At 67.1% G+C, this 12,994-nt stretch carries 16 protein-coding genes and 1 pseudogene; 16 read left to right on the top strand and 1 reads right to left on the bottom strand.

Annotated elements, in window-relative coordinates; all coding sequences use genetic code 11:
* Nucleotides 1-39: 39 nt before the first annotated feature.
* Nucleotides 40-288, bottom strand: coding sequence for a helix-turn-helix domain-containing protein (locus tag V5F61_RS19140; protein WP_238123817.1), 249 nt, complete (start codon nt 286-288; stop codon nt 40-42).
* Between the two features lie 134 nt (nt 289-422).
* On the opposite strand from V5F61_RS19140, the gene V5F61_RS19135 reads away from it, so the two are divergent.
* From V5F61_RS19135 to V5F61_RS19060, 16 genes and pseudogenes are all read left to right on the top strand, one after another.
* Nucleotides 423-683: a DNA -binding domain-containing protein gene (locus tag V5F61_RS19135; protein ID WP_238123816.1), complete on the top strand. Its 261-nt coding sequence runs from the start codon at nt 423-425 to the stop codon at nt 681-683.
* A 119-nt stretch (nt 684-802) separates the two neighbouring features.
* Complete coding sequence (locus V5F61_RS19130; protein ID WP_238123815.1) at nt 803-1,147, top strand: transcriptional regulator domain-containing protein; 345 nt, start codon at nt 803-805, stop codon at nt 1,145-1,147.
* A complete protein-coding gene (locus tag V5F61_RS19125) occupies nt 1,110-1,571 on the top strand; it encodes a DUF2285 domain-containing protein (RefSeq protein WP_238123814.1) in 462 nt (153 codons plus the stop codon). The genes V5F61_RS19130 and V5F61_RS19125 overlap by 38 nt, the downstream gene beginning before the upstream one ends.
* Nucleotides 1,572-1,710: 139 nt before the next feature.
* Entirely contained in the window at nt 1,711-1,989 is a 279-nt protein-coding gene (locus tag V5F61_RS19120) for a helix-turn-helix transcriptional regulator (protein WP_238123813.1), read from the top strand.
* Nucleotides 1,990-2,003: 14 nt separating this feature from the next.
* Nucleotides 2,004-3,143 (top strand): replication initiator protein A, encoded by a 1,140-nt coding sequence (locus V5F61_RS19115; protein WP_238123812.1) that lies wholly within the window; start codon nt 2,004-2,006, stop codon nt 3,141-3,143.
* Complete coding sequence (parA, locus tag V5F61_RS19110) at nt 3,140-3,793, top strand: ParA family partition ATPase (RefSeq protein WP_238123811.1); 654 nt, start codon at nt 3,140-3,142, stop codon at nt 3,791-3,793. The genes V5F61_RS19115 and parA overlap by 4 nt, the downstream gene beginning before the upstream one ends.
* Nucleotides 3,790-4,044 carry a hypothetical protein gene (locus tag V5F61_RS19105; protein WP_238123810.1) on the top strand — a complete coding sequence of 85 codons (255 nt, stop codon included), beginning with the start codon at nt 3,790-3,792 and terminating at the stop codon, nt 4,042-4,044. Before parA ends, V5F61_RS19105 begins: the two co-directional genes overlap by 4 nt.
* The gene (locus V5F61_RS19100) at nt 4,041-4,571 is read left to right on the top strand and encodes a DUF2840 domain-containing protein (RefSeq protein WP_238123809.1); all 531 of its coding nucleotides are present in this window, start codon (nt 4,041-4,043) and stop codon (nt 4,569-4,571) included. The genes V5F61_RS19105 and V5F61_RS19100 overlap by 4 nt, the downstream gene beginning before the upstream one ends.
* Complete coding sequence (locus tag V5F61_RS19095) at nt 4,568-5,113, top strand: S26 family signal peptidase (RefSeq protein WP_238123808.1); 546 nt, start codon at nt 4,568-4,570, stop codon at nt 5,111-5,113. The genes V5F61_RS19100 and V5F61_RS19095 overlap by 4 nt, the downstream gene beginning before the upstream one ends.
* A 41-nt stretch (nt 5,114-5,154) precedes the next feature.
* On the top strand, nt 5,155-5,940 hold the full coding sequence (locus V5F61_RS19090; RefSeq protein WP_238123807.1) for a lytic transglycosylase domain-containing protein: 786 nt from the start codon (nt 5,155-5,157) through the stop codon (nt 5,938-5,940).
* Nucleotides 5,937-6,215 carry a hypothetical protein gene (locus V5F61_RS19085; protein ID WP_238123806.1) on the top strand — a complete coding sequence of 93 codons (279 nt, stop codon included), beginning with the start codon at nt 5,937-5,939 and terminating at the stop codon, nt 6,213-6,215. Before V5F61_RS19090 ends, V5F61_RS19085 begins: the two co-directional genes overlap by 4 nt.
* On the top strand, nt 6,205-7,944 hold the full coding sequence (locus V5F61_RS19080) for a relaxase/mobilization nuclease domain-containing protein (protein ID WP_238123805.1): 1,740 nt from the start codon (nt 6,205-6,207) through the stop codon (nt 7,942-7,944). The genes V5F61_RS19085 and V5F61_RS19080 overlap by 11 nt, the downstream gene beginning before the upstream one ends.
* A 23-nt stretch (nt 7,945-7,967) precedes the next feature.
* The gene (locus tag V5F61_RS19075; protein ID WP_238123804.1) at nt 7,968-9,947 is read left to right on the top strand and encodes a conjugal transfer protein TraG; all 1,980 of its coding nucleotides are present in this window, start codon (nt 7,968-7,970) and stop codon (nt 9,945-9,947) included.
* Between the two features lie 5 nt (nt 9,948-9,952).
* A complete protein-coding gene (locus tag V5F61_RS19070; RefSeq protein WP_012112614.1) occupies nt 9,953-10,381 on the top strand; it encodes a hypothetical protein in 429 nt (142 codons plus the stop codon).
* 138 nt (nt 10,382-10,519) lie between these two features.
* A complete protein-coding gene (locus tag V5F61_RS19065) occupies nt 10,520-11,401 on the top strand; it encodes a tyrosine-type recombinase/integrase (RefSeq protein WP_238123803.1) in 882 nt (293 codons plus the stop codon).
* A 13-nt stretch (nt 11,402-11,414) separates the two neighbouring features.
* Nucleotides 11,415-12,623, top strand: a pseudogene (locus tag V5F61_RS19060) (IS91 family transposase); the annotation flags it as partial.
* Nucleotides 12,624-12,994: the final 371 nt, after the last annotated feature.

The following is a 12,994-nucleotide window of genomic DNA, read 5'->3' as shown; positions in this document are numbered from 1 at the left end:
CTCACTTCGAAGTCAGCAGTTGCCAACCGGTCCCGCGCTTCACTCGACCGGGTTTTCGGGGCCGCTCGGCACGTCCGCGGCGGGTCTCTTCAGCAAGGCGGCGGCGTCGAGCTCAAGGGCGCCGGCCAGGCGATCTACGACATCGATGCTGGCGTTATAGACGCTGCGCTCCAACGAGCTGATATAGGTGCGGTCGATCCCGGCTCGATGGGCGAGCTCTTCCTGCGACAGGCCTTTGGCGAGCCTCGCAGCCTTCAAATTCCGGGCGAACACCTCTCGGATCTCCATGGTCGAGAGAGCATCGCCTTGATGAGTATTTCACCACGGAGTATTCTCTACAAACGCGACCGTGGCAGTGGTGTCATTGGAAGTCGTGTAGGATTTTGGGAAGAACCCGATCTTGAGAGAAGTGGCAGGCAGACATGGTGACTGCGGCGTTCGAGGACATTGCACCGACGGGTCCCGAACTGACGGACTATGACCGGGCCCACATCAGGCTCTATGCCCGTCTGCTTGATGCAACGGCGGATGGCGCCGGCTGGGAGGAGATCGCCGCGGTGCTGTTCGGCATCGACGCGGCTCGGGAGCCCGAGCGCGCCCGTCATGTTCACGACACTCATCTTGCCCGAGCACGATGGATGGCCGCCGGCGGCTATAAAGACCTTCTCCGCAGCCCCGCCTGAGTCGACAGGGGTGATGCCGCAAGCGCATCACGCGATGCCTTTTAGCCGGCTTCTCACGCCCCTCTCAATCCCCGATTGTCTTTGCTCAATGCGCACGCCTCTGATGCGGAGACGAGTGAATGAAGCCGGACACATCGCGCTGGCGGGATAACGCCAGCTACGATTACTTCGACGACCTGTCGGTCGAAGGCCTCGCCTGGGAATGCCTGCGCCGGGACGAAGCCTATCAGGATCATTATCAGTCCATCGTGACCACCGGCACCGACGCCGAGCCGCTCCCCCGGGAGGTGGAGCAGCGCTGGGGGCTGCGATTTCGCAGCACGCCCTGCCATGAGCGCCGTCGAGCAGACCGTTTTGTGGTCTCCCATCGTCGACCCGGCCGTCGTGCTTCTTGGTCCATCGCCGGATTTCTTGGCCGGCGCACACATGAACGTCCTCGACAACGTTTCTGTGGTGCAAAGTAGCCCTGAGGGGAAGCTTGCCATCCTTGGCTTGGCCGCGCGTTCGTCCCAACTCCTTGCCTTGCCGGGCTCTGTTTCTGACGCGCCTATCGCTGCGATCATTCCGCTGGACACCGATATCGTGGGCCGCGTGGAAGCTTTATCCCGCTTTTGGCGCACCATCGAAGGTCGCCCGGCGCTCCCCGACACGCGGATGACCACACAGCAGCGACAGCGCCTGCGCGCCATGATGCTGGCCGCAGACGGACGCACTGACGGCGCCAGCTATCGCGACATCGCATTCGCTCTCTATGACCAGAGGCGCATCGCTGCCGAGCCTTGGAAGACCTCGTCGCTGCGCGATCGCGTCATCGGTCTCGTCAAGGGCGGCCGAGCGCTGATCGCCGGCGGCTATCTCAAGCTCCTGCGTCATCGTCGGCGACCATAACAGCATCGCCGAGACGTTCGGGGTGGGCATTTTACGCCCCTCAACTTCCCCATCCCTCACGACGGCCGCCCTTCGCCACCGTGATCGCCATCCGCCGCTGATGATCAGTGGCCCGATAGCGCCCACGGAGGTTCGATCCATGCGCCCCGATGCTGTCCCGCTGCCGCCGCGCTATCTGCGCACCAAGGAAGCCGCCGTCTTCCTCAGCCTCTCGCCCCGGACGCTCGAGAAGCACCGCACCTACGGAACTGGTCCCGCCTATCGCAAGCTCGGCGGACGCGTCGTCTATTCCGTCGAGGATTTGCAGGCCTGGGTGGCCCGAGGCGCCGTCACCTCCACCTCCGATCCGCGCGGCTCCATCCTGCCGGCCAAGCGTCATTCCATGTCTGGCGTCCTGCCGGGCAGCCTGGCGCGCTGAGCGGCCATTTCGTCATGGCCGCACCGCACCGCTCTCCGCAACCTGGCAGACAGCTTGAGCTCTTCCGCGCACTCCCCGGCGCCTTCGCGCCCCGCGATGCGCAGGATCTCATGGCCTATCCCTTCTTCTCCCTCGCCAAGACCCACCGTGTCGCCCCCATCGATTTTGTCTCCGGCGACATCGCGATCCGGGTCGAGGCGGTGCCCGACCATGGCATGGCCACCATCTGGGATGCGGATATCCTGATCTGGGCGGCCAGCCAGATCGTCGAAGCGCGCGACGCCGGCCTGCGCACCTCGCGCTTCATGGCCGCGACGCCCTACGAGATCCTTCGGTTCGTCGGCCGGGGCACATCGATCAGGGACTATCAGCGCCTGAAGGCCGCCCTGGACCGCCTGCAGTCCACCACAGTGTCCACCTCCATCCGCCAGAGAACGGAGGGCCGGCGCCACCGCTTCTCCTGGATCAACGAGTGGAAGGAGCGCACGGATCGGGATGGCAAGCCCGCCGGGATCGAGCTCATCGTCCCCGACTGGTTCTATTGCGCCATCGTCGAGGACGCGCTCGTCCTCACCATCGACCGGGAGTATTTCGACCTCACGGGCGGGCTGGAGCGCTGGCTCTACCGGATTGTGCGCAAGCATGGCGGGCGGCAGCGCCGGGGCTGGCGCTTCGATTTCCGCCACCTCCACCTCAAATCCGGCAGCCTCTCGCCCTTCAAGCGCTTCGCCTTCGAACTGCGCGACATCGTCCGCCGTCAGCCGTTGCCGGGCTACACCCTGTTCACGGAGGTGGAGATTGGCGGGCGGGTGCTTCTCACCTTCGAGCCGTCGGCGTCCTGTGGAAAAGCTGTGAAAGCCTTCGTGCCATCCGGAACCCGGACTGGCGTGCCATCGGGAACGGGCCTCCCGTGCCATCGGGAACCGAAACAGGTCTCAAGCCCAGGTGATGAAAATGAAAATTGCACCCCTAACTTAGAATCTAACATAGAGTCTAACCTTAAAAGGCGCGCAGGCGATGTGGATAACTGCCATCTCCCGTACGCTTCTCAAGATGATGGTCTTCCGTCTTTCCGTAAAGACGGATTTCACGCTCCCGATCCTTTGACAGCAGGAAAAGCGATGCTTGCCGACACATCGGGAGCATCCCGATGATCGTCGCGCTGCTCAACCAGAAGGGCGGCGTCGGCAAGACGACGCTCGCCCTTCATCTCGCCGGCGCGTGGGCGAGCCGCGGCCAGCGTGTCACGCTCATTGACGCGGACCCGCAGGGCTCGGCCCTGGACTGGTCGCAGCAGCGCAGCCGCGAGGGGTTGCCGCGCCTGTTCGGCGTCGTCGGCCTCGCCCGCGATACGCTGCACCGGGAAGCCCCCGAGCTGGCACGCGATGCCGACATGGTCGTCATCGACGGACCGCCCCGCGTCGCCGGCCTGATGCGCTCGGCCTTGCTCGCCGCCGATCTGGTCCTGATCCCGGTGCAGCCATCACCGCTCGATGGATGGGCGTCCGCGGAGATGCTCGCCCTCCTCAGCGAGGCGCGCATCTATCGCCCGGAGCTTGTCGCGCGCTTCGTGCTGAACCGCTGCGGCGCTCGCACCGTGCTCGCCCGCGAGACCGCCGAGACGCTGGCGGATCACGATCCGCCCGTGCTCGTGAGCACTGTCGGCCAGCGCGTCGCCTTCGCCATGTCCGCTCAGTCCGGACGGCTCGTCGGCGAGCTCGACGAGGGTGGGCCAGCAGCGCGGGAGATCATTGCGCTCTCCGCCGAGATCGCCGGCCTCGCCGGTTCGAGATCTACGCCATGACCCGGCAACGAACGCGCAAGGGCTTTGCCGCGCGTCCGGCCGATCCAGAGCACTGGATCAAGGACGCCGACACGAGGCCGGTTGGCCATGGATCAGCCGAAGCCTTCACCGCGCGGCTCACCATCGACATCACGGCCGACCTGCGCGGGCGCATCAAGATCGCCGCCTTCGGACGCGGCCAGACCGTCGCGGACATGCTCCGCGAGCTCCTCACCCGTGAATTTCCTCCCACCTCAGGAGAGGCCTCATGATGAGCACGCCGGCGCCATACTCCGTTCCCCGACCCATCGCCCCGTCACCGGCCGCGCCGACCGCAGATCCGCTCACCCATGTGGAGCTGACCTGGATCGAGAAACGGATCGAGAACTGGATCCGCTTCGGCCGGCCGGTCCATGCGCAGACCCTCGACCGCAGCCGCCGCATCGTTTCCTTCGCCCCAGGCGCCATCTTCGCGCTCGTCCGTTGGGCTGCGAACGACTTCGGCACCGTGGTGTCGCGCATCGACATCGTGCGGGCCGTGGCGCCGGGCGAGGCTTATCAGACGCTGCCCTTCGTGCGCCCCGGCGGCGAGATCCTGCTGCGCGCGGACGGCTGGCCGAAGGTGGAGAAGGTGCTCCAGCACATGGATGCCGTCGATGCCCTCGGCATCCATGGGGCCGACGTGGCCCCGGATCACTGGCGGCATGTCCACAATCGCCTGGCGGCCGGCCACGCGCTCCGAACCTACACGGTCGAGCGCCATCAGGCCTGGCTCAAGCGGCGGGAGTGCGAACAATGACCCGCTTCGGCTATGCGATGGTGACGTATTTCTCGGTGATGGGGGTCGCGGCGGCCTCCTTCGTTCCGACACCGCTGAAGCTGGTGTGGAACGTCTCCGCCAGCGCACCCATCGGGCTCTACGCCATCGAGCCGGCGCGCAGGCTCGAGGTCACGGACCTCCTCGCCATTACGCCTCCGGCGGCACTCGACCGCTTCCTGGTGGCGCGCGGCTATGTGGGGGCTGGTGTGCCGCTGATGAAGCGCGTGGCGGCGCTTCCCGGCCAGGAGGTTTGCCGGAAAGACCGCTCCATCACCGTGGATGGCGTGTCGTACGGCGAAGCATTGGAGCGCGACCGCATGGGGCGTCCGCTGCCGGTCTGGCGCGGCTGCAGGCGCATCGCCGCAGGCGAGCTCTTCCTCATGAATTTCAACGTGCCCGACAGCCTCGACGGACGCTACTTCGGGCCACTGCCGGCCAGCACCGTGATCGGCCGCGCGGTGCCGATCTACACCGACGAGGCCGGAGACGGACACTTCGCCTGGCGCGCACCGACACGCTGAGCGCGGCCGAGCAAAACCACCATCAGCTTCGAGAGGCCATCATGCTGCAGGCGGATTTGTTCCTGCGTGTCCGTCCCCCGACGGACAAATCAAAAAGAGCGCGCGCCCGCCGCGGCGCGATCGTCTTTATTCTCCTTTCCGGAATGCCTTTCGGCTGGGCGAGTGCTGCCCTGTCGGCAGAGGCTTCGGCAACACACAAGCTGCCGGTACCGAGCGAACCCTACGCGGATCTCATCGCGGAAGCGGCGGAGCGCTTCGACATTCCCTCCGTCTGGATCCGAAGCGTGATGCGCGCGGAAAGCGATGGCGCTGCGCGCGCGACATCGCCGAAGGGCGCCATGGGGCTGATGCAGATCATGCCCGAGACCTGGGCCGAACTGCGCATTCATTACGGCCTCGGCGACGATCCCTATGACCCGTACGACAACATCATGGCCGGCGCGGCTCATCTGCGGGAGCTGTTCGACCGCTACGGCAACCCCGGCTTCCTCACCGCCTACAATGCCGGGGCAGGACGCTATGATGCAGCTCGGAAGGAGCGACCCCTGCCGGCGGAGACGCGCGCCTATGTCGACAAGCTGGCGTCGGACATTGCACACCGTGAAACCGAGCACGACGCGCGGAAGCTGTCCGCTCCTCCGGCGGTCGAAGCGGCATCCTGGGCCCGGTCTTCGATCTTCGCCGTGCCGCCGATCCGGGTGCCGGCTGCAGATCCGGTGTCACCCGATCGTGCACAGCCGGTGCGTGACGTGCGCGATGTCTCGGCGATCGTTCCGCAGTCTGATGGGCTGTTCGTTGCTCGCGGCGGCACGGGAGGCGCGCCATGAGTACGGCCGCGCCTATGCGCACCCTGTCGGGCTTTCTCGTAGTGGGGCGCATGTCTGGAGAGGAGACGCAAGAAACAACCGATCGATGGCAAGAAACAACCGATCGATGGCGAGATAAAAGGGCGCAGGGTGCGCTGCGGTCGGGCGGTTGTTTTTGCTTGGGAATTTTGAGCCAAACGCACATTGCGGCGCTGTTTGGCAATGTGCGTCGAACGCTCAAGCCATTGGTCCTGTTTGCTTTCTCGCACATTGCGGGCGCGCGTCATGGCCGATGAGCATGAGTTCCGCGTCCGGCCGGGCCGCATCCGCTCCTCTCGTGCACAGCGGGCACGCCCTTTCATCGCCCAAGCCCTCGCGGCGGCCCAGAAGGCCGGCGGGCACGTCTCCCGGTCCGGCCGCATCTCCTCGGGCACCCGCTCGCGCTTCGGCCGCGGCCGGGCGGCGAGCATCGTCGCCAATCGGTTCCTCACCGGGCGCTCGCGCGTCGTGGTCATCAAGACCCGCGTGGTGCGGCACTCGGTGCGGGCTGCACCGCTCTCGGCTCACCTCTCCTATCTGCGTCGGGAGGGCGTGACCCGGGATGGGGAGAAGGCCCGCCTGTTCGGGCCGGGCGCTGAGGAGGGAGACGGCTGCGCCTTCGCGGAGCGATGCGCCGACGACAGGCACCATTTCCGCTTCATCGTCTCGCCCGAGGATGCGGCGGACATGGCCGACCTCAGGTCCTTCGCCCGCGATCTCGTCGGGCAGATGGAGAAAGACCTCGGCACGAAGCTGGACTGGGTTGGCGTCGACCACTGGAACACCGACAATCCCCACCTCCATATCCTGGTGCGAGGCCGGACAGATGACGGCCAGGATCTGGTCATCTCCCGCGACTACATCAAGGAGGGTATGCGCGCCCGCGCGCGGGACCTGATCACTCAGGAACTGGGGCTACGCACCGATCTCGACATCCACCGCGCCGTCGAGCGGCAGGTGGAGGCGGAGGGCTGGACCCAGCTCGACCGTCAGCTGCTTCGGGACCAGCGTGAGGCCGGCGTGATCGACGTGGCGCGCCATGCCGATGGCGGGCCGGACGCTTTCCTGCCGCAGAAAGTCGGCCGGCTGCGCAAGCTCGAGGCCCTCGGGCTCGCCGATGAGATCGGTCCCGGCCAGTGGGTGATCGACGAGAAGGCCGAGGCGACGCTGCGGGCCCTCGGCGAGCGGGGCGACATCATCAAGCGGATGCATCGGGCGCTCACTGCCCAAGGCATCGAGCGGGGCACGGCCAGCTATGTGCTCGCCGGCGAGAGCCTGGATGCTCCCGTCATCGGCCGTCTCGTCGATCGCGGCCTCGATGATGAGTTGAAGGGCACGGCCTATGCCGTCGTCGACGGCGTGGATGGGCGTACCCACCACATCCGGCTGCCCGACCTCGATGCGGCAGGCGACGGCGCGCCCGGCGCCATCGTGGAGCTTCGGCGGTTCGAGGACGGGCGCGGCCAGCAGCGGGTCGCGCTGGCCGTCCGCTCCGACCTTGACATCGAACGCCAGGTCACGGCTTCGGGCGCCACCTGGCTCGACCGGCAGGCGCTCAGCCGCGCGCCGGCATCGCTCTCCGAAGGCGGCTTCGGCGCCGAGGTGCGTGAGGCTATGGAACGCCGCGCCGACCATCTGGTCCGGGAGGGGTTGGCCGAGCGCCACGGCCAGCGTGTCACCTTCGCCCGGGACCTGATCGAGACTTTGCGCCGGCGGGAAGTGGACGCGCTGGGCGAGAAGCTCTCCGGGGAGACGGGGCAGCCTTTCAACCGATCAGGATCGGGACACTATGTCTCCGGCACCTATCGCCAGCGCTTCGCGCTCGCCTCTGGCCGCTTCGCCATGATCGACGACGGCCTCGGCTTCCAGCTCGTGCCCTGGACGCCGTCCCTCGAGAAGCAGCTCGGCAAGCACATCTCCGGCGTCGCCCGCTCAGACGGCGGCATCGACTGGTCCTTCGGCCGCAAGCGCGGCCTCGGCCTCTAACTTGCTAATCACTGGAGCACCGCATGTCCGCGACCAAGATCCTTTGGGGCCAGATCCTCCTTGTCCTCGCCATCGTGCTCGCCACCACCTGGGGCGCCACGCAGGTCGTGGCCTGGCGGCTGGGCTTCCAGGACCAACTGGGACCGCCCTGGTTCCTGATGGGGCCCTGGGCCGTCTACCCTCCGCCCGCTTTCTTCTGGTGGTGGTATTTTTACGACGCCTATGCGCCGGCCATCTTCGTTGAGGGGGCGATCATCGCCGCCTCGGGTGGGTTCCTGTCCATCGCCGCCGCCATCGGGCTTTCGGTGTGGCGGGCGCGGGAAGCGAAGCGCGTCGAGACCTATGGCTCCGCCCGCTGGGCCGAGCCGGACGAGATCCGGTCAGCCGGACTGCTCGGGCCCGATGGCGTGGTGCTGGGGCGCCATGGTCGGGACTATCTGCGCCATGACGGACCGGAGCACGTTTTGTGCTTCGCACCGACCCGGTCGGGCAAGGGCGTCGGCCTCGTCGTACCCTCGCTGCTCACCTGGCCCGGCTCGGCCATCGTCCACGACATCAAGGGCGAGAACTGGCAGCTCACCGCAGGCTTCCGGGCGCGGCACGGGCGGGTGTTGCTGTTCGACCCCACCAATGTGCGGTCCTCCGCCTACAATCCCCTGCTGGAGGTCCGCCGCGGGGAATGGGAGGTGCGGGACGTCCAGAACATTGCCGACATCCTGGTGGACCCGGAAGGCTCCCTGGAAAAGCGCAACCACTGGGAGAAGACCAGCCACGCCCTCCTCGTGGGCGCCATCCTCCACGTGCTCTATGCCGAGCGGGACAAGACCCTGGCCGGTGTCGCCGCCTTCCTCTCCGATCCCCGGCGGCCCATCGAGACGACGCTCGCGGCCATGATGACGACGGCGCACCTCGGGGAGGCGGGTCCCCATCCGGTGATCGCCAGCGCCGCCCGCGAGCTGCTCAACAAGTCCGAGAACGAGCGGTCCGGCGTGCTCTCCACCGCCATGTCCTTCCTTGGGCTCTATCGCGATCCCGTGGTGGCAGAGGTGACGCGGCGCTGTGATTGGCGTATCACCGACCTTGTGGCAGGTGCCCGGCCGACCACACTCTACCTCGTCGTGCCGCCGTCTGACATCAACCGGACCAAGCCGCTTATTCGGCTGATCCTGAACCAGGTTGGTCGCCGCCTCACTGAGGACCTGCAGGCGAAGGCCGGTCGCCACCGGCTTCTCCTGATGCTGGACGAGTTCCCCGCGCTCGGGCGGCTCGACTTCTTCGAGAGCGCGCTCGCCTTCATGGCGGGCTACGGGCTAAAGAGCTTCCTCATCGCCCAATCTCTGAACCAGATCGAGAAGGCCTACGGGCCGAACAACTCCATCCTCGACAACTGCCATGTGCGGGTGAGCTTCGCCACCAATGACGAGCGCACCGCCAAGCGCGTCTCCGATGCCCTCGGCACTGCCACCGAAATGAAGGCCATGAAGAACTATGCTGGCCACCGACTCTCCCCCTGGCTTGGTCACCTCATGGTCTCCCGCTCGGAGACAGCCCGTCCGCTTCTGACGCCGGGCGAAGTGATGCAGCTTCCGCCCGCCGACGAGATCGTCATGGTGGCCGGCACGCCGCCGATCCGGGCGAAGAAGGCGCGCTACTATGAGGATGAGCGGTTCAGGGAGCGGGTACTGCATCCGCCGGAGCTCTCGGCTCCTTGCGATCGCCAGACCGACGACTGGACGGTACTTCCGTTGCCCGCGCCATCGCAACTGAGCCTGATGGTCGAGGAAAGTGACGATGAGGACACAACCGGCTCGGAGCAACGGCGCCAGCCGGAGCTTGCACGAGTAGAGACGGTGGAGACGTCGCAGCAAGTGCGGAACGAGTTCGAGATCGATCTGGTCGATGAGACTGAAGACGACGTGGCCCGGACCAGTCGCATGACGGGCGTCATGCAGGGCGTCGCGCGTCAGGTCTCGCTCGATCCCAATGATGGCATGGAGCTGTGATAGCGATGACCCCACGCAAGAAGAAGGCTCAGATCTCGGTCTATCTGGATCCCGCGACGATGGGGCTGCTGGCCGACTATGCCGCGCGGCGCGGCCAGCCTCAGTCCCTGATCGCCGAGGCGGCCATCGCGTCCTTCCTGTCGCCGGACGCCGCGGAGCAGCGGGAAGCTGCAATCGCCAAGCGCCTCGATCAGTTGGACCGACGGATGGCCCGGCTGGAGCGGGACCTCGGCATCTCGGTCGAGACGCTGGCAGTGTTCGTGCGGTTCTGGCTGGCCACCACGCCGGCATTGCCTGAGCCGGCGGCCCAGGCAGCCCGAGCCAAGGCGGGGGAGCGATATGAGGCGTTCGTCGCGGCGCTGGGGCGCCGGCTCGCGAAGGGGCCGAGGCTGGCGCATGAGGTTTCTGAGGACAGCGGCGCTTATAAAACGTGAGAAAGGGGCCCTCCGCCAGAGGACTAAACCGCTGCCGCGGTAGCGGCCCTGCATGAAGGGCGGCTGGCTATTTTCGATGTGGCGCCCGGCATCCGCGGGCGGAGCATCACGGGGTTTCTCAACCTTTGGAGAGCCCCCATGGACGCTTCCGAGCATTCCACCAACACGCGGCCAGCCATCAGCCCGCTGCGGCAGCGGATGATCGAGGACATGACCATCCGCCGGTTCGGCGACCACACCAAGCGCGATTACATCCGCCAGGTCGCCGCGTTCACCGCCTTCCTCGGCCGGGCGCCGGATCAGGCCGAGCCCGAGGACCTGCGGCGCTACCAGCTGCATCTCGCCAGCCTCGGCGCCAGCTATGCCCGCATGAACCTCGCCTGCACGGCGTTGCGCTTCTTCTTCCACGTCACCCTCGGCCGGGCGGGGTTCGGCGACCGGATGGCCCGCATCCCGACGCCCGAACGACTGCCCGTGGTGCTCAGCACCGAGGAGGTGGCGCTGTTGCTCGCCCATGCGCCGAACCTCAAGTACCGGGCCGCGCTCAGCCTCGCCTATGGCTGCGGCCTACGGGTGTCGGAGGTCGCCCACTTGAAGGTCGCCGATATCGACAGCGCGCGGATGCTGATCCGCGTCGAGCAGGGCAAGGGGCGCAAGGATCGCTACGTGATGCTCGCGCCCGACCTGCTCGACCTGCTGCGTCGCTGGTGGAAGGAGCGGCGGCCGCAGGGCTGGCTGTTTCCCGGCCGCGACCCGGGCCAGCCCATCACCACCCGCCAGCTCGACCGGGCCTGCAGGACCGCCGCCTCCGCCGCCCGGCTGGACAAGCGCGTCTCCATGCACACCCTGCGGCACAGCTTCGCCACCCACCTGCTGGAGCGCAAGACCGATATCCGCGTCATCCAGGTGCTGCTCGGCCATCGCAAGCTCGACACCACGGCGGTCTATACCCGCGTCGCCCTGAAGACCTTGCGCGAGGTGGAGAGCCCGCTCTCCTTGCTGACCCCGCCGCCCCTGTGAGCCGTGCCGGTCCGTGGCGCGGCCTGCGCTGGAGGTCGCGGATATCCTGAACGCCCATGGCGATGCCTATGAGAAGGCCCACGCCGGGCATCTCAGCCGCGGCCAGTTGAAGGTGATGTCGGCGATCCGCTCCTGCCGCACGGCGGTGCTCGGCGGGCATGTGGCGCGCTGTGCCGGCTGCACCCATCTGGAGATCGCCTACAACTCCTGCCGCAACCGGCACTGCCCGAAGTGCCAGGAGGCGACCGCCCGGGACTGGCTCGCCGCCCGCCAGGCTGAACTGCTGCCGGTGCCCTATTATCATCTTGTCTTCACCCTGCCGGCCGCAATCGGCGCCATCGCCTACCAGAACAAGGCGGCGGTCTACGACCTGCTGTTCAGGGCCTCGGCCCAGACGCTCACCACCATCGCCGCCGATCCCCGGCATCTCGGCGCCCGCATCGGCATCACCGCCGTGCTCCACACCTGGGGATCTGCGCTCACCCATCATCCCCACATCCATGCTGTGGTGCCTGGCGGCGGGCTCTCGGCAGACGGCGTCCGCTGGATCTCCGGCCGGGCCCGGTTCTTCCTGCCGGTGCGGGTGCTGTCCCGCCTGTTCCGGCGGCTCTTCCTCGACGGTCTGCGCGCGCTGCATGCCGCCGGCCGGCTCGCCTTCTTCGGCGATCTCACACCACTGGCGGAGACGCCTGCCTTCGAGGTGCTGCTCGCGCCCCTGCGCCGCGCCGAGTGGGTGGTCTATGCCAAGCGCCCCTTCGCCGGCCCTGCCGCAGTGTTGGCCTATCTGTCGCGCTACACCCACCGTGTGGCGATCTCAAATAGCCGGCTCCTTGCCTTGGACGACCGCGGCGTCACCTTCCGCTGGAAGGATTACCGCGCCAGGGCCAAGGCCGCGGGCAATGGCTGGATCAAGGCCATGACGCTTCCGGCGGATGAGTTCATCCGCCGCTTCCTGCTCCATGTCCTGCCCGACGGCTTCCACCGCATCCGGCACTACGGCCTGTTCGCCAGCGCGGTACGCGCCGCCAACATCGAGAGGATCCGCGCGCTGCTGGGGCCGCAGGAGGAGAGCACGCACCCGACGCCTTCTGCTGAGCAGGAGAAAGCCGACGAGCGGCCGCGGTGCCGCTGCTGCGGTGGCCTCATGACCATCATCGAGACCTTCGCTCGCGGATCACTACCGCGGACCTGGTCCGCTGAACCCATCAGGATCGACAGCTCATGGGCACCGCGCCCGTTCCCCGGTATCAGGCTCTCGTCGCAGGCCATGCCATCTCCGGCATCGGGGCCGTGTGCGCTCTGCCATCCGCGAGGCCACTTCCATCATCATCGCGGCACCAGAAAGATGTTGCCGCCACGACGCCCCGTGCACGATTGGACTGGGTGGGTACCACCCAGTGCCTGGATATCCGCCCCTCGATCGGTATTTCCCCCGTCGACGCCCGCCTCAAATCCCCATAGCACCGCAAAGACCTCGACCGTCGCGCACGTCGGACCGCGGTTTCCTCCCCTGGGGGCTTTCCGACGCCGGCCCGCGCGCCCAGCCTCACCCTCGTGATCGGGCCGGCATCCGAAACCCTTCACAGATACAGA

It is taken from the genome of Xanthobacter sediminis, from assembly GCF_043195015.1.
In the GTDB taxonomy this organism is placed as follows: domain Bacteria; phylum Pseudomonadota; class Alphaproteobacteria; order Rhizobiales; family Xanthobacteraceae; genus Xanthobacter.
The sequence above is the reverse complement of the archived record's forward strand: the minus strand, read 5'-3'. Positions and strand labels throughout refer to the sequence as shown.